General features: G+C 50.0%; 13 protein-coding genes. 4 read left to right on the forward strand and 9 right to left on the reverse strand.

Annotated features, from left to right (window positions below):
• Positions 1–87: 87 nt before the first annotated feature.
• From ACFOET_RS20900 to ACFOET_RS20930, 7 genes are all read right to left on the reverse strand, one after another.
• Positions 88–777 (reverse strand): hypothetical protein, encoded by a 690-nt coding sequence (locus ACFOET_RS20900; protein ID WP_379026372.1) that lies wholly within the window; start codon positions 775–777, stop codon positions 88–90.
• 183 nt (positions 778–960) lie between these two features.
• Positions 961–1,827 carry a hypothetical protein gene (locus ACFOET_RS20905; protein ID WP_379026374.1) on the reverse strand — a complete coding sequence of 289 codons (867 nt, stop codon included), beginning with the start codon at positions 1,825–1,827 and terminating at the stop codon, positions 961–963.
• Between the two features lie 23 nt (positions 1,828–1,850).
• Entirely contained in the window at positions 1,851–3,716 is a 1,866-nt protein-coding gene (locus ACFOET_RS20910; RefSeq protein WP_379026376.1) for a SusD/RagB family nutrient-binding outer membrane lipoprotein, read from the reverse strand.
• A gap of 12 nt (positions 3,717–3,728) precedes the next feature.
• Positions 3,729–6,824, reverse strand: coding sequence for a SusC/RagA family TonB-linked outer membrane protein (locus ACFOET_RS20915; RefSeq protein WP_379026378.1), 3,096 nt, complete (start codon positions 6,822–6,824; stop codon positions 3,729–3,731).
• Between the two features lie 303 nt (positions 6,825–7,127).
• The gene (locus ACFOET_RS20920; protein ID WP_379026380.1) at positions 7,128–9,536 is read right to left on the reverse strand and encodes a serine hydrolase; all 2,409 of its coding nucleotides are present in this window, start codon (positions 9,534–9,536) and stop codon (positions 7,128–7,130) included.
• An 8-nt stretch (positions 9,537–9,544) separates the two neighbouring features.
• Entirely contained in the window at positions 9,545–11,065 is a 1,521-nt protein-coding gene (locus ACFOET_RS20925; RefSeq protein ID WP_379026382.1) for a glycoside hydrolase family 10 protein, read from the reverse strand.
• A gap of 40 nt (positions 11,066–11,105) precedes the next feature.
• Positions 11,106–12,770, reverse strand: a complete 1,665-nt coding sequence (locus ACFOET_RS20930; RefSeq protein ID WP_379026384.1) for an N-acetylmuramoyl-L-alanine amidase — start codon at positions 12,768–12,770, stop codon at positions 11,106–11,108.
• Positions 12,771–13,133: 363 nt separating this feature from the next.
• On the opposite strand from ACFOET_RS20930, the gene ACFOET_RS20935 reads away from it, so the two are divergent.
• The 4 genes from ACFOET_RS20935 (at position 13,134) to ACFOET_RS20950 (ending at position 19,648) form a co-directional block, all read left to right on the forward strand.
• Positions 13,134–14,384, forward strand: coding sequence for a thioredoxin family protein (locus ACFOET_RS20935; RefSeq protein WP_379026386.1), 1,251 nt, complete (start codon positions 13,134–13,136; stop codon positions 14,382–14,384).
• Positions 14,385–14,462: 78 nt separating this feature from the next.
• Complete coding sequence (locus ACFOET_RS20940; RefSeq protein ID WP_379026388.1) at positions 14,463–15,764, forward strand: UDP-N-acetylmuramoyl-tripeptide--D-alanyl-D-alanine ligase; 1,302 nt, start codon at positions 14,463–14,465, stop codon at positions 15,762–15,764.
• A 233-nt stretch (positions 15,765–15,997) separates the two neighbouring features.
• Entirely contained in the window at positions 15,998–17,251 is a 1,254-nt protein-coding gene (locus tag ACFOET_RS20945) for an efflux RND transporter periplasmic adaptor subunit (RefSeq protein WP_379026390.1), read from the forward strand.
• Positions 17,252–17,269: 18 nt separating this feature from the next.
• The gene (locus ACFOET_RS20950) at positions 17,270–19,648 is read left to right on the forward strand and encodes an ABC transporter permease (protein ID WP_379026392.1); all 2,379 of its coding nucleotides are present in this window, start codon (positions 17,270–17,272) and stop codon (positions 19,646–19,648) included.
• A 60-nt stretch (positions 19,649–19,708) separates the two neighbouring features.
• Here the strand turns inward: ACFOET_RS20950 and ACFOET_RS20955 are convergent, their stop codons facing one another.
• Both ACFOET_RS20955 and ACFOET_RS20960 read right to left on the reverse strand, forming a co-directional pair.
• On the reverse strand, positions 19,709–20,770 hold the full coding sequence (locus tag ACFOET_RS20955; RefSeq protein ID WP_379026394.1) for a mechanosensitive ion channel family protein: 1,062 nt from the start codon (positions 20,768–20,770) through the stop codon (positions 19,709–19,711).
• A 184-nt stretch (positions 20,771–20,954) separates the two neighbouring features.
• Positions 20,955–21,224 (reverse strand): alpha/beta fold hydrolase, encoded by a 270-nt coding sequence (locus ACFOET_RS20960; protein ID WP_379026396.1) that lies wholly within the window; start codon positions 21,222–21,224, stop codon positions 20,955–20,957.
• Positions 21,225–21,455 lie beyond the last annotated feature (231 nt).

Genomic DNA, 21,455 nt, shown 5'->3' on the forward strand with positions numbered 1-21,455 from the left:
ATACTATGCATAAACATGCAAGAAGAAGAAACAAATAGTGTAGTAATAAGGGCGGTAAAAGAGTCAGACTGATTATTACAATACGCATCATTCTGAGTATTCATAAACGTCACAGGCTTCTTCGTCACACAACAGCCGTTTCAACAGGGGGTCATTCAATATTTCCCTGTAATGCATCCACTTTCCCGCTACCCTAATCATTTCGTAGACCAGCCGGATACCGTGGCTATAATCCACAAACCAATCCACATAACCGGTGTATAGCGGTTGTATGGGGCTACCATCCGATTTGTGCCATCCATAAATGGCTACCCGGTTTGGTCGTGGGTCTTTTGCCACTGCACTGCTGATCACCACATCTTTTTTGATGCCTGCAATTAATTCTTTTCTGTCATTGCGTTGCCGTTCGATCAATTTGTGGTGCTCAACGAACGTACCGAATGTTTCCCGTTTTTCGGTTAAGGGTATAGGCTGCAGTTTGATTTTCGCCGCGGCATAGATGTCATCGACATTTTTCTTTGTTGGCAGAAAACATCGGTAGTGACTCGCAATATCCTGCGCTGTTTGGGGTGTGAGCGGGACGCGCAGAAAACCACTACTATTGCCGATGGATAGATAAGCGGGAGAAACGTAGTACTCAGCCTTAATTACCTTCCCGTCGTCTGCTTTGATGCCTATGTCAATTCTTGAAAAACGTCGCAGGAACTTTGGAACACACCCGGTTAACAGCCTTTCCTTTAACAGCGCTTCCCTGGATGCGACTTCCCACGAATCCATTTGGTGTATCAAGCGGGCCAGCCCCATATTATGGCAACAACTTTTCGGGGTTATCATCTGCCTCGAAAACGGGGAGCAACTGACAAATGCAAACAGTGACAGGCTCATACCCAACAGCACCAATATTGCTTTTTGGACATGAGCCTGTTTTGCAACAACCTCAATTTGTTCGCAAGCTTCAATTTATAAAGCTGTAGCTACCCTTACACTAGATGTCGGTGTCGCCACGCGATAGCCTGCCAACATGTGATGATATACACGGCCAATTGCCGCATTCCACCAATCCGAATAATTGACTATGTTTCCGGCAGCATTTTGGACTATCAGACTTCCTTGGTCTGAGCCATCCTCACCGATCAGCCTGATCCGATAGTCGATCCGCGCCGTACCTGCAGATATTTCAACCGTTTTATTTACGGTGACTGGCTCCCAGCCGGTAGCCTCCCCAAATGACACCGCATTTCCAAGGTCCGCCCACTCACTTTTTTCGCCGGTTTCATTATCCGTAATATACTGAAATTGATACTGCAACCTTAAGGGAGTCGGCACACCGGGCGTTTCATACAGAAAATTGTAAAATTTTACCCACGCTGTGGTTCCTGTATGCTCCGTGACCACTGTCGGATAAGGCACCTCGTTTTTGACAATTACCGGCGGCATGTCGAAGTCGTGGACAATCACGTTATATTTTCCTGCCGGCAAATCAAAATCCCGGTCATACGCCAGCGTCAAGCTGGATGCGGGCCCTCTATACAATTTCAGATTCACGGTACCGGGGTTCGTTGCATAGAACTTGCCCACGGCTCCACTGGGTATGAAGTTATAGGTTGCCAAGGGAGCGGTTTCGTTGGCCAGCAGCGCACCATTCAATTCAACCTTATTGATGTTGTTGACCGTTCCTGAAGTAACAGGCACCATATAGTGAAGTTGGAATTGCGCCGTTGTCTCATCACTAATTGGAGTAGCGGGGTACTCCACTACGTTCTTTTCACAGGCTGTACAAAGAAAAGTACAGATAAGGGCTAATATTAATTTGTCTAATGTCTTCATCTCTTATTTTTTAACATAGTCCATTATTGCGGCATTTCTTGGGGGTAAGCGAACCACGGGATCGATGTTTGGTAGTTATCTGCCGTCCCCGGTATAGGCTTAAGTGTTTCCAGCGCTGGAAGGTTCCACATATATTCCGAGTTAAATCGGGGTCTTAACCGATAGCTTGGAGAACCCTCGTTTCGAACGTCATAAGAACCTTTCCGGCCCTCCACTTGCGCAGGCCGTAAATAAAATCCTTGATAAACTTTGGAAGGATCAGAATCCGGCTTCTGCTCAACCAATGCCTGAATCCAACCGTTCCCATTGCTGGGATATTCGCCGGTATAGTCGATATCATAGTGATATTTGCGCATATCTACCCACGCCTCCGGCGCTCCCCATGGATATAAAGCGACCCACTTCTGCATCATGATGTGGGACAACGTAAAATCCGTCAGCCCGTTGACGTAGGGTCCGTTGACGTATTCCGAAGAAAGCGTATTGAATAGATTTCTTGTAATCTTGTCACCTCCCGTGGCACTGCCTTCTCTTCCCGGATAGATATACCGTGCGGTGGTCGCCATGTCTGCCACAACGCCTTTCTTAAACGCGTCAAACGCTTCTGAAGGCCTGTCAAGCTTCCAGTAGGCTTCTGCTAAACAGAATTGGAGCTCCGCGTAGGTGGTCAGAATGTACGGTGCATCATCCCGATAGATCCAGCGGCCAATCCCATCATGAACGGTGCCCGTAACCGTAGACGCAATATTTCTTCCATAGTAAGAAGGTGCTTGGCCGATAGGGCCAACCGTTCCTGTAAATCCCCCTCCATAATATTGATACGATTTTACGTTATCTGTATCATCTAAATTAAGGAATGTGGGGTTGCTCGTTGTCGCCAACTTAACCGCAACCCTCGGGTCAAAATGCCCCGGCTCATCCAACAACGTATCCGTGATGATTTGTTTTTCCGCTAGCTTATAGGGATAGTACGGATTCTGGTCTAAACGAATTTTATCACCGGTCGACTCATCATATTCCGGAACAGTTCCTGTAAACACCTGTACGGCGTATTCATGCTGAAAATAACTATAAGTCAAGTTGCTGCGCGCTGTTCCCCAAAAATTATTGTAGCCGCTATAAGGTGCGGATTGGGACCCTCCGGCAACCTCGACAGTCGCATCATCATCCGGGCTTTGAAACGACTTTCCTGCTGCGGTAATGAGCTCCTCGGCATATGCCCCTGCGAAATCCGTTTTGTTAGTTAGTGAGGCTAAATTTCGCACGATGACGGCATAAGCAAATTTAATCCACTTAGCCTTATCCCCATGGTAAATAAAATCATTGTCACTTATTTTCGTTCCGTAGTTGTGGTCATCCGGCCGTTCAAGCAGCTCGATAGCAGTATAGGCCCACTCCCTGACCTGCGCATAGACATCTTTTTGATAATCGTAATCATGGGAAAGCAACCCAGGAACAAATGCATCTTCCATGGGTACTTCCCCGTGAATTTTGGTTAACATATCCCAGCTGAATGCTTTCATCGCATAACCAATGCCGGCCAGTGTCCAGTCTTCAGCGTCCATCGATTGATTGATCAGGTTTTCGAGGTTCATACCCTGGTTCCAATAGACCACCCGCCACATCTCACCCCCTTCATCCCTTCCCGAAGCGTAATAATGGTTAGCAAACGGGACGAAAAATGTTGAGGTCGTACCCATCATTTGCGTGAGCGGCCCAATCGCACGTATGTCCCAGTATATCCCTTGGTATTGCTGGGTAATGTTGGCCAGGTACAAATATCCTTCGACATAGTCGGGGGCGTCGATGTTCTTGTTTACATCCAGATATTTTTCGCAGCTACCCAAGATAAAAAGTATGGGTAAGAGCGCATATATTAATTTCTTCATGACTTCTGTTTTTTAATTCAACGTTAAGCTCAAGCCTACCGAATAACCACGGGGGTTCGGGATAGACCACACGTCGATCCCTTCGCCACCTGTACCGCCTGCCGCAGCGGAGACCGTGTTTCCTACTGCATCAATGCCGGAGTAGTTGGTCCAGGTAAATAAATCGTTGCCTACAAAGTACACATCCAGCCCGGAAATAAGTTTATACCGGCTAAACAACTGTGCAGGCAAACGGTAAGACAGACGCAATTCCTGCAGGCGTAGGTAATTCACGTTTTTTTCCAGCCAGTCTTCATTACTACCGGTGAATATGCTGGCCCCAACGGCGCGGTAATCCATCGCAATGGTATTGCGCGTCGGGTTGTCGGTATTCTCATTTCCATCCCGCAGGACTCCTTCGAATATCCATGGACCGCTTTCCCGCAGGTCCACCGACTCCCAGCTGGTTCCTCTGATCATCATTTCCCGTTTGGTACCGTTGACCACGGTAGCACCCAAGCGGCCGGCGAATAGCCCTGAAAGCCGGAGGTTTTTGTAAGTGAGGCTGGACGTGATGCCAAAACGTAGGTTGGGTTCACGGTCGCCAATAACTGACCAGACATCGTCGGTTATCGGCAACCCCGTTGTCGGATTGATTAGGATATCTCCGTTGTCGTTCCGAGAATAGGCTTGCCCTGTCAATGTAGTAATCGGGTGACCAATCATGATTCCGTTCCGGATATTCCCAGCATTCCAAGTGTAAGGATTGTAATACTCCGTCACATTTTCTGGCAAGTACAATACTTCAGAACGTCCCCGAGAGGCATTTACCCCGAGGTTCCATGTCAATCCGTTGGGATTTTTAATAATATCCCCATCGATATGCGCTTCCCAGCCCCAGGTCTTGAACGAACCAACATTCATGGTATTTAAGACGAACCCCGTGGCATAACTCAACCGGAAACCGCTTACAATCTGGTCGGCATTCCGAGTGCCGAAGTACGTGAAGCTAGCGTTGACCCTGTTATCCAATACTCTTAAATCGATACCGGCCTCGTGTGCTGTCGTGATTTCCGGCCGTAGGTTCGGATTCGGTCCGGTAAATCCATACTTAAATCCTCCTCCGGTCAACTCCGTACCCTCCAATTGTGGATCAATTTGTAACGGGCCAGCGTCTTTACCAACTTGGGCCAACGACCCGCGTAGCTTGACGTAGTTGATGGCTTTGACCGATTTCATAAATTTCAGATCGGATAAAATGAATGCGCCTTCGATTGCTGGGTAAAAATACCTATTGTTGTTTACAGGCAAGGTGGAAGACCAGTCATTACGAGCTCTCAGTGTCAGAAATGCGATGTTGTTGTATCCGAGTTCGAATTGACCAGAGAGCGCCTGAATCCTTCTCTTGGTATTCCTTTGGGTAGCCGTTTGAGTTGCCGGATCGGTGTTGTTGATCGACTGGAAATCGGGAACAATAAATCCGGTTCCGTTGGAAGCCGATCGGGTAATGGCATTTTCCAATTGGTGATACCCTACCTGTCCGGAAAAGGAGAACTTGTCATCAAAAAAACTATTATTGTATCCGGCAAGTATATTAATAGTCGGGTCAGAGAAATTGGACTGAACTAGGTTATACTGGCCGACGCCGGCATTTCGGTTTGCGTAATAAGGATGGGCGGATGTTTCAAATGTCTGCATCCCGACATCCCAGCCCACCTGCGCCCGAAGAAACGAGTTTTTTATAGGCGTGAGATTTAACGCTACGTTGCTGAGGAAACGATCTGATTTATCATACAATTTGTTCTTGTACATAGCGAAAAGCGGATTGAGTAAGTCCTCGTCAATGTAATAATCCGGCACCTTCATATGACTGCCATCAGCCGCCAAGTAATTCCGCATATCATCTACCATTGGCCATAGCATAGCACGGAATAAGGGCCCGTCTGTACCTCTTAAAACCTTGTTATTCCCGGTGTTGGTGTACTGTAGAGAACCGTCAAATTTCAGCCAATCCGTTACTTGTGCCTGCCCAGACAAACTTAGGTTGGTCCGCTCATAGTCTGTCGTTTTTAACACACCGTTCTGGCCCAACGCGGAGAATCCAGCCCGAATTGTCGCTTTATCCGATCCGGCTTCAACAGAAGCATTGTGCCGTTGTTGGTAGCCGGTCTGAAGTAAGGCAGCAATGTTATCATAAAGTTGCATTCCTTCGGGGTACAAGCCACCGTACTTTGATGTATAATAGTAGTTTGTCGTGCCATAGGCCCCATTCGCATACTTGGTTTGCATATCGGGATAGCCATACGCCTCGTCCCATTTGAAGTAATTGCTATAATTAACCCTGCCTTTTCCAGCACGACCTTTTTTTGTGGTGATGATGATCGCGCCATTTGAGGCATCTGATCCGTACAGTGCTGCCGCTGCCGCACCCTTTAATACGGTGATCGATTCTACGTCTTCCGGATTGAAGTCATTCCCCCGGGAAGCAAAATCCAGGTTACGAACCGAATAGGTATTGCCTCCTCCCCCGGCCATACCGCCCAGGGGGTCAAAAGAGGAGTTATTCATGGGAATACCGTCCACCACGTACAGCGGCTGGTTATTGCCTGATATGGAGGTGATATTACGCAGTACAACCGTAGTTGAGGCTCCGGGGCTTCCGCTTGTCGATGTCACATTCAGTCCAGGAACCCGCCCTGCAAGTGCTGAGATAAAATTCTCCCTGCCTGATTCGCTGATTGTAGCCCCATCGATTTGTTGTACCGAAGAGCCTATCGCCCGCCCGACACGCTTCATACCAAACTCTGCGGTTACCAATACTTCATCTAATGAAGCCGCTTTTTCTACCATCGATACATCAACCGAAGTTTGATCGCCAATTCGATGCGACACGGTTTCGAAACCAACAGAACTGAAAATCAACCGCTGCCCTTCGGAAACGCGAATCGAATAATTTCCTTGCGCGTTTGTTTGGGTCTGGGTACCCGTGCCTTCAACCAATACGGTTACATTGGGAATGGGAGCGCCATTTCCATCGGTAACCCTGCCAGCTACCGTCTTTTGTTGTGCCATCAGATGGGACGATACACACATCACTCCAAAAAATAGCAAAAGTAATGTTCTTTTCATATAAGCGTTGATTAGTTAGGTGAATACTTCGTTGTGTTTTTTTGGTGTTTCGGCAAAATACTGCCAACATTCCGAATTGGTTTTTCTTTTCATACTGATACTTTTAAGGCCACTTACAAACCCAAACAATCATTTTAGGTTATACCTAAAATGCCTTTGAAACCCCTTAACAACTTGCAATAGATTATAATAGATTAGCTGCACAATAATAACAACTATTTTTATTATTTGCATGTTTCTGCATGTTTTTTTTATTTTTTCACTAAAACTTACATGCAGCGATTGCCAAAGCTTATGTAACTCTTACCTCCCTGTCACGTAATCATAAAACAACCGGGAAACAGCGGCAAGCGTTTCTTTGGCCGCCGTATTATCCATACTGCCAGATAGCAATATCAATACATATCGGCGTCCGTCCGGCAGCAAAACCACACCTGAATCGTGCTGTATCTTCGTGATCCATCCGGTTTTGTTGGCTACCTTCACATCATCCGGCAATTTGGCCGGGATAATGCCGCGGTACCGTTGGTCCATCAGAATGCGCATCATTCGCTCTCTGGCGGCTTCATCAACGATACCGTTCTGGGTACCGGCCAACTGCTCAAAGACCAGCATCAGGTCATATGCCGTCACGGTGTTGTTAAGGCCCTTTTCGTATGCTTTTATGTCTTCTACACCACGCAGCACCTGAATATCATCCGCTCCGATGCGTTTCATGGATTTCATTACATTTTTTGCGCCGATCTGATCGATGATTATATTGGTTGCGAGGTTGCTGCTCTCGGTGATCATCCGGTTAATCAGGTTCTCCCAGGTCACTTTTTCGCCAACCTGCTGGTAGAGCGTCTGCTCGCTGTCGTCTTCCGTGGATAGCGAATAGCGGCTACGGTCAGCGATGCTGCGGAATTCGTTGTATACGGTGATGGAATCCGACAGCTTAAATTTGCCCTCCACCGCTTGTCGGAAAGCTTCAATCATTACGGGGGTTTTCATGGTGCTGGCCGCATGGAACGTTTCCCGCTCGTTAAACAATACGCGCTCTCCGGTTTGCATATCGTGAAAGGCGTAGGCAAACCGGGCCTTAGGATGCTTGCTAACTACTTTTGCTATCCGTTCCCTTAGCGCTGCAGTGTCCAAAATTGCGTCTTTGTCCGGAGTCAGCACGATCTCCGTCCAATCGCTGCTCCCTCCTTCGCGTTCGGTAACGAAGCGGCCTTCGCGGATGGACTTATCCGCGTTAAACGTAAACGTCAGGAAGGGCCCTTCACCGCGCTCCGTGTTGTCATAAACCAGACGAAACAGATCGCCATGAAAATGGCGCAGCCGACCGCTGTACTGTGGCGACTTGACAACATCCAACCGCAATGCACTGTCCCCTACCTGACTAATCACCGTACGGCCGATCAGCTTGTCACGATAAGCACCTGCGTAGTCAGCCATCGGCAACGTACGCCTGAGGGTGGTGTCGGGGTCGACCGGCTTGTCGTGCGCGCGGATGGAGTCTTGCCGGGCTTGTGAACGGTCAAGCTCCTTTTTGTACCCCGCAATCCAGTCAAACGGCTGACTTTCCAGGTAATAATCCAGCACATGGTTGATAATGGACCAATAGGCTCCGGAAGCCAACTGATTGGTCAGCACCACCACACCCAGGTTCCGTTCCGGTACCATGGCTATCTGGGACACGAAACCCGTAAGCAAGCCGCCATGTCCAACCACCCTGACTCCCCGGTAATCATACGAACGGAAACCCAATGCATAGCCCCAGAAATTTTTCTGATTGGGTTTCAGCCACTCGGGTTCCTTGCTTACGGGCATAGGCTTAATAATCTTCCACAGCTGATTGGTCGCCTGGGGTGTGAATAGGCGGAATCCATCGGGCGTCCGGCCGGAATCCAACTGGGTGATCAGCCAGCGGGACATGTCCGCGGCCGATGACGCAATGCCGCCCGCTGGGTTTCCATTGTCGCCGATATTGGTTTCGAAATAACGTTCTACGACCTGCAGTTGGCCGTCGCGGATCCGGTGGGCATGCGCCACGTTGGGCTGTTCTCTCAATATGCTGTACCGCGCTATAGACTGCCGCATACCGACACGGTCGAAGATACGCGCCTTCACAAATTCTTCCCACGTCATCCCCGATACCGCTTCTACCACTTCGCCCGCAGCGACGTAGAGAATATTGTTGTATGCGTATACTGAGCGAAAATCATGGCGCAGGCGTACGTCCTTTAATTTTCCAAGCAACTCCTTCCGGCTGAAAGTCGACGGGGGGAACAACAGAAAGTCATTAGCATACGCAGGCAGTCCGCTATGGTGCACGAGCAGGTCGCGGACGGTAAGGTGGGCTGTTACGTAGTCGTCCGAAAACTTGAGGTACGGCAGGTACTTGGTTACCGGGTCTTCCCATTTCAGCTTGCCTTCCTCCACCAGCATGGCCAGTGCCGTGGCTGTGAAGGCTTTACTGTTGGACGCAATGTTAAAAAGCGTGTTTTCGTCAACTGGATCCGGTCTGTCCATGCGCTTCACACCGTATCCCTTGGCCAGAATGACCTTGCCATCCTTGACGATGGCCAAGGCTATACCTGGCACCTGGAATTCGCGGAGCACCCGTTCTACATAGTCATCCAACCCGGATGGGAGGTCCGGCTTTTGCGCCGCCGACTGCGCACTGCAAAGGAAAATGCAGGCAAAACAAAGAAACCAATGGTTCATTCGTGCTATCATATCTTTGATCCGTCTATCGCCATGATCCTTTCACTTTCGTTCCCCAACCGGTCAACGGCGGTCACTACCACTTGTTCAAGCACCGCACCATCATCAGCATAGCTGGGCAACGTCAATGACGATACATGGCTTTCCAGAATGCGGTAATCCCACTTATTTCCAAAACGACTATATAGCACCCACTTAGCAATGTTGCCGGTGTTGGGATGCTGCCAGCTGACGTCCACTTCCCCTCCGCGGCGACTGAACCTCACCATAGGTGAATCGGGCGCATCGCTGCCTAACCACGGCGAGGCAGGCACCAGCGCCGGCTGCTTGTAAGGACCCTCCAGCAGGCCTTGAGCCAAAAGCGGGTTCCGAGTCAACGACGAGATGCTCCAGTGCACCGCCCCTTTACTGGCAGGCACCATGCCCCGGGTAATCATGATCTGGTTGACCACCTCCCGCAGGTTGGCCTCGTCGCCGCCCCGGCCTACGTTCATGCCCGGCCACAGGTGGCGTGCCTGTGTATTCTCCTCCTGCCACCATCCCAGTAGCACAGGGAAGCTCTGCGGGATTTGGGCAATCGGCCAATACAGCTGGGGAGTAAAGTAGTCAACCCATCCCTTATTCAACCAAAGCTTGGCGTCGGCGTATAGCTTGTCGTATTGGTCCATCCCGGCAATACTTTCAGGATGACCTGGCCGCCAAATGCCGAATGGGCTCAGCCCGAATTTTACGTGTTTCTTTACCCGTTTAATATCGTTGTAAATGCGCTCAATAAACTGGTTGACGTGGCTCCTGCGCCAATCGCCCCGCGATAGCGTTCCGCCGCCAGCGACGTAAGCTGCCCAGGTATCGTCATCGGGGAAGTCAGCCCCACCGTTGTAGGATTCGTACGGGTAAAAATAGTCGTCGAAATGCACACCGTCAATGTCGTAGCGGCTCACGATATCCATAACCACCGCCGCTGAATGATCTTGTGTGGACTGCTTGGCTGGGTCAAACCACCAATAGCCTTCCTTCAGCTTTACGACCGACTCCGGCATCTTATTTACCAGTGAGGGCGGTTCCACCTCACCGGCTGCAATGTGATGGGCCCGGTAGGGATTCAGCCACACGTGCAATTCGAGGCCCCGCCGGTGTGCTTCTTCTATCCAGAAAGCCAGGGGATCATAAAACGGATCCGGAGCGGTACCCTGTTTGCCCGTAAGGTAGTACGACCAAGGTTCCCATTCGCTTGGAAACAGTGCATCTGCTTGAGGGCGCACCTGGAATATGACGGCATTGAAGTGGTGGTCGCGGAGAAAATCAAGCAAGGCAAGTGCCTCCGCTTGCTGTTGCGCCGTGCTTAGCCCGGGCTTGCTTGGCCAGTTGATGTTGTCAACAGTGGCCACCCACGCCGCCCGGAATTCCCGCATCGCCGAGGGGATGGGCGGCTCTCCCGCTCTTTCCTCCTCCGGCAAGTGCCTTCGGGACGCGCAAGCTACACCCATCAATAAGGCGAGCCCGCAAATCAAATGTTTACTTTTATTCATGGATACTTATTTTTGAAACTACACCGTCCACACGCTACACCTACTCCGCCGCTTCCCTTACGAACCTTCTTAGCCCCGCCACAATGCTTTTGGCGACCGCTTCCTGAAAGCCGGTATCCAGCAGCCGCTCCTCGTCTGCCGGATTGGAAAGGAAAGCCACCTCCACCAACGCCGACGGAAATTCAGTTGGCGCATTAAGAATGAAATTGAATCCGCCTACATTGCCGAAGTCTTCCATATCCAGCTTCAGCATCTCTGAATGAATGTATTGTGACAACGGTCGATAAGCTTGATGGCGGTAGTATGTAGAGGTGCCCTGCACGAGTGGGTTCCGTGAAGCGTTGCAATGGATGCTCACCAAGATATCCGGGTCCGCTTCCCGGAGCATCGCCAGGCGGTTAGTGTTGCCGACCAAGCGGTCGTCCCTGCGTGTCATGATCACCGTGGCGCCAGCCTCCTCCAGCGCAGCCCGCAGTTTGAGGGCCATCGACAGGTTGAGCGCTTTCTCCAACACCCCGGTCATGCCCTTTGCTCCCAGGTTACTGCCACCATGCCCTGCATCCACGGCTACCCGCAGCCGGCGGAGGGAGTGCGAAGCGGGCGACGGTTTTACCCGAATAACGAGTTGTCGGCCGTGGTAGCCCACATCATATCCCCACAGCTGCTTGTCCTTCAATTCGATGTATACTCGGAATATATCTTTGCTGGCCTGTTCGTACCAGACGTTTCGGATAGCCATAAGGCCCTCTTTCTGCGTAATCCAGTTGCTGTTTGACACGGCACCGTAGATGTCTATGACGATGCGCGTGGGATCATGCTGCACCGTGGCCGTATACGGTAGCCGCTCATTTAGGCCGATCCTGACAAAATCATCCGCGCTGTCCGAATACACAGACCAGCTTTCCGTCAGCGAATATGGCCGAAAATGCACACCCTTCTGCAAGCTTAGCTGGTTTTCCGGTACATAAGCTTGTACCTGTTCTGCCAACCTGACCCGGTACATATTGCTCATTTTACCGGTCACCTCCAATTTAACCGACCTATCGAGGTATCCCATTTTGGCTCCACCCAAGCGGCCGGTTCCCAACCCATAGTACAAGGGCGTTTGATGGCCTACGGTAAGCGCCGTCAATGAGTGGGGCTGGCTTAGCACGGTAATCTGCTCGTTGCTTTCAGCCACCACCACCGTTCCGGTGGTCCGGTCACGCAGCCGGAACAAGATCGGCTCGTTGTTAAACGTATCGGAGGACCGTACGGTATACTCACCGCGATAGATACCCGCAACCCCAGTGCCAGCCGTATCCGCCTCGAACAGCGGAATATCCTTGTAGAAAAAGGCTTCATTTCCCGGCGTGGCCTTCATCTCCACCTGTAGCAGGTCGCCCGGCATCAGCCAAAGCGCACCGCCCGGAAACACGCGCACCTGATCAATGGCGAAACCTTGCGTCGGCTGCGGCGGGCGCGGCTTTTCATAAACAACTACCATGCGCTTGCGCAACGTGTCGCGGCCGGCAATATGCATAACATGCAGCTCGTTGAGACCTTCCTGAAGGGGTACGGAGGCTGCGAAAGCGCCTGTGCTGTATACCCTTAATGCATCGCCATTAACAAAAAGAACCGAGGCTGGGTCTGTCAAACCCTTGAAGTAAACAAGCGGCTCGAAAACGGTACTGCTATCCTTATCCGGAGAGCTTATCTTTAGCATGGAATGCTGTCCAATAACAAAATGCGGAGCCGTCAGCATTGCTAACATTATCGAACAATAGCGGCATATGCTTAGGACCATACACATCGTATCTTCATTTTCCTTCCCGGCTTTATTGCAGGGCTTAATTGGTTAAGGTGCAAGTATACGCAAAAAATAAAACCGAATGCATGTTTGTGCACGATTTATAAAAATATTGCAGAATAAAATCTTGGATAACATGCAGCATTCAGCGGGTCTATCAGCAAACTCGTGCCTTCGCGGGGGGGCTAGCGCGACCAGGGAGTATAAATTTTTTACATTAAAAAATATTTATTTACGAAAAATAGGTAACTTTACGTATATAATTAAATTGCAAGCATTATGAAAAGACTGGCATTGATCATGCTCCTCCTGCCCTGTATAGCGCTGGCGCAGCAAGAAAGTGGAACACACTTCGAACACGGCTTGACGTGGGCGCAGATAAAAGAAAAAGCTAAACAGGAGAACAAATACCTGTTCCTCGATTGCTATACCACTTGGTGCGGCCCATGCAAATACATGACGAATAACATTTTCCCGCAGCCCAAAGTCGGCGAGTTTTTCAATAAGAACTTCGTCAATGCGAAAGTCCAAATGGATAAGACAGACGCCGATTCTGACGAGGTCAAAAGTTGGTATGATGATGCCGATGGCATCGCGAAAACTTATAATGTACGGGCATATCCCACGTTCCTCATATTTTCTCCCGAAGGTGAGTTGGTGCACCGCATCGTAGGTGGGGGTGAGGCCGACCAGTTCATTGCGCGAGCAGAAAAAGCATTAAATCCTGAAACGCAATTCTACACGCAATTACGGGCTTATGAGGCCGGAAAAAAAACACCCGAGTTTCTTAAGAACCTGGCCACCGCTGCTATGGACGCCTATGAACAGCAAAAGGCATCGGAGCTTGCCAACGAATACCTCAGCACGCAGGCTGACCTGTATACCAAGGAAAACCTCGAGTTTTTAGCGCAATTTACCCAAGACAGCAAAAGCAAAGGATTTGAAATCATGTTGAATGAGCGTGACAAAGTAGATGCTGTGCTCGGTGAGGGTACCGCAGCTAAGAAGGTCGTGAGTATCGTAATGCGCGAAGACGTCTATCCAAACATCCCCCGCGATTACAACGTCAACTTGGATTCGCTGAAAGGAGCCGTGACGGCCAAATACCCATCCGTTGACCTGGACGAACCCTTCTCCCTGATGACCGTTCAGCTATATCAAGCAAAAAAGGACTGGGCCAGTTTCCAGCCTGCAGTGGTCGAGTACATGAATAAATACGGCAGCAACGTCAATGCCGGCCAACTGAATGCCTTTGCATGGGCCGTTTTTGAAAACTGCGAAGATATCGACTGCGTTAAAGAAGCGCTGGCATGGAGCAAACGCAGCGTCGACGACACCGAGGGGAAAACGCCTGCCTTTATGGATACCTATGCGAACCTTTTGTACAAGACCGGCGATACCGAGCAGGCTATCGCGTGGCAGCAAAAAGCTATCGATGCGGTAGAAGGAGAGGAAAAGGCCAACTATCAGGCGACGTTGGATAAGATGAAAAAAGGTGAAAAAACCTGGCCCGAAGGAAACAACGAATAACCGGGCAATCGGTACTCATATGAAAAATCGGAGGTCGGCCAACCTTCGATTTTTTTGTATTTTGCCTATACTTGCACCATGGAGCCTTCAGCGATATATCCTTACTTTCTCAAGCACCCTGCGATAAGCACCGACAGCCGGAATATACAGCCCGGTAGCATATTCTTCGCGCTTAAAGGTGGAAATTTCAACGGCAATGCATTTGCCGCGGACGCGCTTGAAAGGGGTGCAGCTTATGCCGTCATCGACGAGCCGCAGTACCAGCAAGACGAGCGCTTCCTGCTTGTCGCCAATGTACTGACCGCGCTCCAGCACCTCGCCCGCCATCACCGCGCACAACTCCAGATTCCAATCATCGGCATCACAGGCACTAACGGAAAAACTACCACAAAAGAACTGATACATGCTGTGTTGTCGCAAAACTTCAATACGTACGCAACCAAAGGCAACCTCAACAACCACATCGGCGTACCTGTTACCATCCTCTCCATCACACCGGAAACCGAGATTGCTGTTGTGGAGATGGGTGCAAACCATCTCGGTGAAATCGCATTTCTTTGCTCCATTGCACAGCCGACTCACGGGTTGATTACCAATGTGGGCAAAGCCCATTTGGAGGGGTTCGGCAGCTTTGAAGGGGTCAAGCGCACCAAAGGGGAGCTGTATGACCACCTGGCTGAGCGCAACGGTACGCTGTTTCTTCAACACGACAATCCTTTCCTCCGCGAAATGGCAGCCAGCCGAAATATCCAGCATGTGGTTAACTATGGCTTTTCGTCAGAAAACGACGTATATGGTGAACTCATCAGCGCCGGCGCGCTGCTCGAAGTCGAGTGGTCAACCAAATCGGATGCTGCACGCCACAGGGTGGCCACTCACCTGACAGGCGCTTACAATACCGAAAATATCCTTGCTGCCATCTGCATCGGGCTTTACTTCGATATGTCGCCGGCCGACATCAACCGTGGGGTATCCGCATATATTCCTACAAATAACCGATCACAGCTTACCAAAACCGCCAATAACACGGTGATCTGCGACTATTACAACGCCAACGCTAGCAGTATGGCGGCAGCATTGTCGAACATGCAGGCACTTGATGCAGTTAAAAAAGTGGTGATTCTGGGCGATATGTTCGAGTTGGGTGATGAATCGTATACCGAACATGGCCGCGTGGTAAGACAAGCGCTGGAGATGGCTGTGCACCGTGTCATTTTTGTTGGCGAAGCGTTTTTCCAGCACCGGTGCGAAGGCGCTGAGTTTTATCAGGCAACAGACGATGCGATAGCAGCGTTGGTACGCCAGCCCATCACTGATGCATTGATCTTACTGAAGGCGTCGCGGGGTATGACTTTCGAAAAGCTCATAGACAGCCTGTAGCTGCTGTTCGCTACCGCACATCAGGTGTCCGATATCGGACAGTTTTCTTCACAAACAAGCCGCAACAAGCTGTACTAAAAGACATTGCATTTTTGGCACGACATTGTATGAATCGTGGTTGATCGACGGCGGCAGCAACGTGACCGTTAACGGCCCATCATATCGTATAAGACATGAACAACGGAATCGGGACGGCTGAGAGCCGACCACGGAAAGCAGTTAGCAGTAACAACATGGACAGAGCATTACCAAAAAAAAGATGGAACAGTAAACGTATTACGATGGTTGCTGGCGGGGCGGCTATATTAGCGTTGATTTTTGCCAGCTATTATTTTACTTCCGGAAACTCCCGCCTCAACGTCGACGCCGAACGTATTACCGTATCCGAGGTGAAAGAAGATTCCTTCCGCGAATTCATACCGGTAAACGGCAATGTGCTGCCTATCACCAGCATTTTCCTGGATGCTTCCGAAGGAGGGCGCGTGGAAGAAAAATTTGTTGAAGACGGTGCACATCTTAAAAAAGGTGATCCCATCATGCGGCTTTCAAATACCAACCTCGAGCTGAGCCTGGTTGGTCAAGAAACACAGGTGTATAACAACCTTACGCAGGTTCAGATTGCCGAAAACAATGCCATTCAAACGTCTATTGCCAACCGAAACCAGATGGCCGACGTCGAAAATGGGCTGAAAGAGGCGAAACGGATATACGACCTGAACAAAAGGTTATACGAACAAAAAGCCATCGGCTCGCAAGAGTTTGAACAGGCGAAAAACAACTACGATTACCAGGTTCAACGGGTTAAGCTCACACGGGAAAATATCCACCAAGACTCTATCCGCAGCGCGCAATCACTTGAGCAGAATAAACGGTTGTATGAAAGCGGGATGTCCGCGCTTGCCCTGATGCGCCGAAAGGTGGAAGATCTCATTATCCGCGCTCCGGTAGATGGCCAGCTCACCTCGTTCGATGCCGAAATCGGCCAAAGCAAAGCTGCCGGCGAACGCCTTGGCCAAATCGATGTACTAACGGGTTTCAAAGTCCGCGCAGATATCGATGAGCACTATATTTCGCGCATCTATCCCGATCTCGAAGGTGACTTCAACTTTGCCGGCAGGAGCTACAAATTAGTTATCAGAAAAGTGTATACACAAGTGACCAATGGGCGTTTCCAAGTAGACATGGAATTTATAAATGAGGTTCCAGAAGGCATCCGGCGGGGTCAGACGCTGCAGATTCGCCTCGCCCTCAGCGATGAAACCAAAGCCATCCTATTGGCTAAGGGCGGCTTTTACCAGCAAACCGGCGGCAACTGGGTGTTCAAGCTTACCGAAGACGGCAAATCGGCGTACCGGGTGGACGTACAGCTTGGGCGGCAGAATCCTGACTACTATGAAGTGATCAGCGGATTGGAGCCGGGCGATAAAGTCGTAACGTCGAGTTATGAAACCTACGACCGGGTGCAGGAACTGAATATACGGAATTAGAATGACACCTAAAACGCAATGATCCGCAACTACATCAAAACAGCTTTTCGTACGCTTGTTAATAACAAGTCGTATTCGGCAATCAACATCGTCGGCCTGGCCGTAAGCCTTTCCACTGCGATCCTTATCCTGTTATGGGTATGGGATGAGCTCAGCTTCGACAGCATGCACAGCAAGAGCGACCGGATTTACCAGTTGTCGACTACGTTTGACATCACCTCTGCTAATGTCTGGCGCGTGGGCCCGCCGCCATTGGCCGTTTTCGGTAGCACAGAAATACCGGGAATCGAAGCTGCCTGCCGGTTCAGCAACAGCAATGCGACCATCCTTAAATCCGGTGACAATCGCAAATTCAATGAGGCGGGGCTGAATGTAGACAGCTCCTTCTTTCAGTTGTTTGATTTCCCACTATTGCAAGGCAATCCGCAGCAGCCCTTCCCGGACAAGAACTCCATCATTTTGTCCCGGACATTGGCGGAAAAATATTTCGGGAGCCAAGACCCCATGGGCCAGACCGTTCAAGTCAACCTTGATGGACCCAATGCCGCTGTTAGGCAAAGTTGCCGCGTAGTGGGTGTTATGGGAGACATTCCCCTCAATTCGTCTTTCGATGCGGATTTCCTCTTGCCTTTCGCTTTGCTCGAAGACCAGGTTGCTGGCGGTCTGAGCGAACAGTGGGGCAACTTCGGCTATCCTACTTATTTTTTGCTTGAAGCGCATGCCAATCCGAATACGGTAGAAAAACAGCTTGCCGATATCCACCGAGCCAATAACGAGGCGGACATTTTCAAAACACTGGTGTACCTGCTTCAACCGCTCAAAGATGTCCACCTTTACAACGCAAAAGGAGAAGATGCGGGTATGCAGCAGGTACGGATTTTTGCGCTCATAGCTGGCATTATCCTGCTTATTGCTTGCATCAACTACGTCAACCTGGTCACCGCACGATCGACGCGTCGAAGCAAGGAAGTCAGTGTACGGAAAGTCGTCGGTGCGGGGCGCCAGCATCTATTTTGGCAATTCATAAGCGAATCCCTAGTCGTGTTTCTCATTGCCACGGTGTTGGCGATCGGCATTACCTACGCAGCTATGCCGCTTTACAATATCCTGTCGGGAAAGGAGATGATCTTTAGCCTCGTAGATTCCCGTGTTTGGCTGCTGTTTGGAGGCACGCTGCTCGTGATCGTATTACTGGCTGGTATCTATCCGGCCTTGATGCTTTCTACCTTCCAGCCCGCTCAGGCCTTAAAAGGCATCCTGCCCGGCATTGGCAAAAACAATGGCTTCCGCCGAGCGCTGGTCGTGGTGCAGTTTAGCTGTTCGATTGTCCTCATTATCGCTACCATCATCATCAGCCGGCAACTCGACTACGTCCGCAACAAGGAACTGGGGTACGACAAAGAAAACGTGTTCTTCTTTAACCAACGCAACTTCCTGGAACGGTTTGATGCCGTCCGCACCGAACTGGAGCAACAACCGGGCATCTTGGGCGTATCAGCGGCGAGCGGAAACATCAGCAACATCGGCAACGGAACCGGCGACATCGAGTGGGAAGGGAAGCCGGCAAACATGGCTAATTTCATGATCAACTTCATGTCGGTAGATCACAAATTCTTGGACGTAATGGGTTTGCAGCTTGCTGCCGGACGAGCCTTCACCGGAACTCCTGCCGACTCCAATTACATCCTGCTCAACGAAACCGCGGTGAAACAAATGGAGCTCGAAGAACCGGTGGTTGGCAAGTCTATCTCCTTCCGCAATAACGCGCGAACCGTCGCTGGCGTAATCAAAGATTTTCATTTCAACAACCTGAAGCTACCCATCGGCCCATGCGTGTTCTCTGTAGACCGCAACATCCCATTGGCTGGCATGTATGTACGAACCTCTGGCGACGGGGCCGATCAAGCGATTGCCGCCGTCAACAAGCTCTGGCAGCAATACAACGGAGAATTCGGGTTCGACTATCAGTTCATGGACGAATCATTCGACAAACTGTACAAAAGTGACATTCAGGCAGGCAGGCTGTTCAATGTCTTCGCTGGTATCGCTATTTTGATCTCCTGTCTCGGCCTGTTCGGCCTTGTCACTTACACCGCCGAAACAAAAGTGAAGGAAATCGGTATCCGAAAAACGTTGGGGGCCAGCGTAGCCAACATTGTACTCTTAATATCCAAAGACTTTCTTAAGCTGGTCGGTATTTCGTTTTTAATCGCTTTCCCGCTTGGCTGGTGGATGATGAACAAATGGCTGGATAATTACGTATACCGCACCGATATCGAATGGTGGATGTTTGCCGTGGCGGGATTCGCCGCGTTTGTCATTGCAGCCCTCACGGTCTGTGGCAAATCGCTACGCGCTGCACAAGAGAATCCGATCAGGGCGATCAGGACGGAGTGATAATTGCCGGAAGGATAATTGCCAGCAGCGTAGTTATGACCGCAGCATGAATTATCTGCCTTATTGTTCGACCAGCTCGATACGTGTGCGCGATAGACTTTGGGGATAATGCGCTTGCAAGAAAGCGATCAGGTTTTCGCGTACGTAGCAACGCAGATCCCACGCGTCGCCGGAATTCCGGCAACTCATCAATGCACGGATTTCCATAGTCTGTTCTTTGATGTCAGTTACGTGCACTACATTCACCTGACCATCCCACAACTCATGTCCGGTCAGTAAGCGTGTGAGCTCGGCACGCACCGCGTCCACGGATACCGTAAAATCCGTATGGATAAATACGGTACCCAAAATCTCGGCCGATGTGCGGGTCCAATTTTGGAACGGCCGCTCGATAAAGTACTGGATGGGCAGAATAAGGCGTCGTTTATCCCAAATATTAAGCACCACATAGGTCAGTGTAATCTCCTCGACTTTTCCCCATTCGCCCTCTACCACCAATACGTCGTCTATACGGATTGGTTGTGTGAAGGCTATCTGAAATCCAGCCAGCAAATTTCCCAATGATTTTTGAGCCGCAAAGCCAATAATGATACCACCAAGCCCTACTCCGGTAAGCAACCCCGCGCCGATTTTCTGCATGCTCTCAAAAGTTAACAGCACCGCAGCTAGCGTAACTACCACCACCAAAGTGACCAAAAACTTACGGATAAATTGAGTCTGTGTGCGAATTTTGCGAGCTTTGAGGTTGTCCGCAGCTTCGTAGTCGAAACGATGGTTAATATTATCTTCGGCGATGCGAATGATGCGGATAACGATGACGGCGGAGCAAGCTACCAACAAGATTTCAATCACTTGGTCTAGATTCTCTTCCCATCTTGGAGACAGCCGCATAAATGGTCTTACAGCATTAAGGAATAAAACAGGCAACAACACATTGATTACCTTATTCAAATGCCGTATAGATGATCGGAAAAGCGAATACTGTCCCTCATCCATAGCTTTCCATCGGATGATGGGGACCATTATCAGTTTGAATAGCAGTCCGACAGCAACAGCCAGACCGAACAAAACCAGGTTCCACAACCAATCGGGAGTATTTGATAAAAATTGTAACTCTTCCATGTTTTAGTGAAATTTTAAGTCCAGACGAGCACAGGTGACTCAAGAAAAAAGTGCTGCTTTTACACGGTTGTTGTGTCAGTCAACAAACAATAGCCAACGTTGTTTCCAGAAAAGCCAGGAAACAGTTACGTCCTTTTGAAACCATCGAATATTGATACTACATTAAGCACTAATGCCCACCCCATTAAAATGCTTCCCTTTTATGCACAGATTGATCAAGCCATTGCGCGATCGCTTGTAGTGCCGCCGGAGAAATCGTCTGGCTGATTACACTGTATTCAGCCGGAAGCCCGGTCTTGCTCTCCTGAAAAAGGTGGTTTAGGCCGGGGAGTTCTTTGATGGTTACGTTGTTATTCCCCGCCACTTGCAGCGCTGCAGCGATTCCAGCAAGAATTTCTTGAGCAGCAACTTGCAAATCCTTGTCGCCGTTCAGCGCTAAGACGGAGCAGGTCACGCGCGAAACACACGGGTTTGCGTCATCAAGAGACTGTCCAAAGGGATGCCCGGTGATGCTAAAAGGCCAGAAAGTCGATATCGTTGCGTGTAGACGCTACTATAGAGGCGGCTATTATACGTTGACGGATTTCACTTACCAGTAGAGCGTGGTGTGAACCTGCCTCAAAACCCGTGGTACGTGGAAACACCCGTTCAATTCGCACCCTTTGCCTTGCAAAAGCACTTCGCC

The sequence above is a fragment of the Parapedobacter deserti genome, assembly GCF_042646065.1.
Lineage (GTDB): Bacteria > Bacteroidota > Bacteroidia > Sphingobacteriales > Sphingobacteriaceae > Parapedobacter > Parapedobacter deserti.

Coding starts and splice junctions, on each gene's coding strand:
- ACFOET_RS20900 (WP_379026372.1), bottom strand. CDS start 777: ATGGATTCGTGGGAAGTCGCATCCAGGGAAGCGCTGTTAAAGGAAAGG.
- ACFOET_RS20905 (WP_379026374.1), bottom strand. CDS start 1,827: ATGAAGACATTAGACAAATTAATATTAGCCCTTATCTGTACTTTTCTT.
- ACFOET_RS20910 (WP_379026376.1), bottom strand. CDS start 3,716: ATGAAGAAATTAATATATGCGCTCTTACCCATACTTTTTATCTTGGGT.
- ACFOET_RS20915 (WP_379026378.1), bottom strand. CDS start 6,824: ATGAAAAGAACATTACTTTTGCTATTTTTTGGAGTGATGTGTGTATCG.
- ACFOET_RS20920 (WP_379026380.1), bottom strand. CDS start 9,536: ATGAACCATTGGTTTCTTTGTTTTGCCTGCATTTTCCTTTGCAGTGCG.
- ACFOET_RS20925 (WP_379026382.1), bottom strand. CDS start 11,065: ATGAATAAAAGTAAACATTTGATTTGCGGGCTCGCCTTATTGATGGGT.
- ACFOET_RS20930 (WP_379026384.1), bottom strand. CDS start 12,770: ATGCTAAAGATAAGCTCTCCGGATAAGGATAGCAGTACCGTTTTCGAG.
- ACFOET_RS20935 (WP_379026386.1), top strand. CDS start 13,134: ATGAAAAGACTGGCATTGATCATGCTCCTCCTGCCCTGTATAGCGCTG.
- ACFOET_RS20940 (WP_379026388.1), top strand. CDS start 14,463: ATGGAGCCTTCAGCGATATATCCTTACTTTCTCAAGCACCCTGCGATA.
- ACFOET_RS20945 (WP_379026390.1), top strand. CDS start 15,998: ATGGACAGAGCATTACCAAAAAAAAGATGGAACAGTAAACGTATTACG.
- ACFOET_RS20950 (WP_379026392.1), top strand. CDS start 17,270: ATGATCCGCAACTACATCAAAACAGCTTTTCGTACGCTTGTTAATAAC.
- ACFOET_RS20955 (WP_379026394.1), bottom strand. CDS start 20,770: ATGGAAGAGTTACAATTTTTATCAAATACTCCCGATTGGTTGTGGAAC.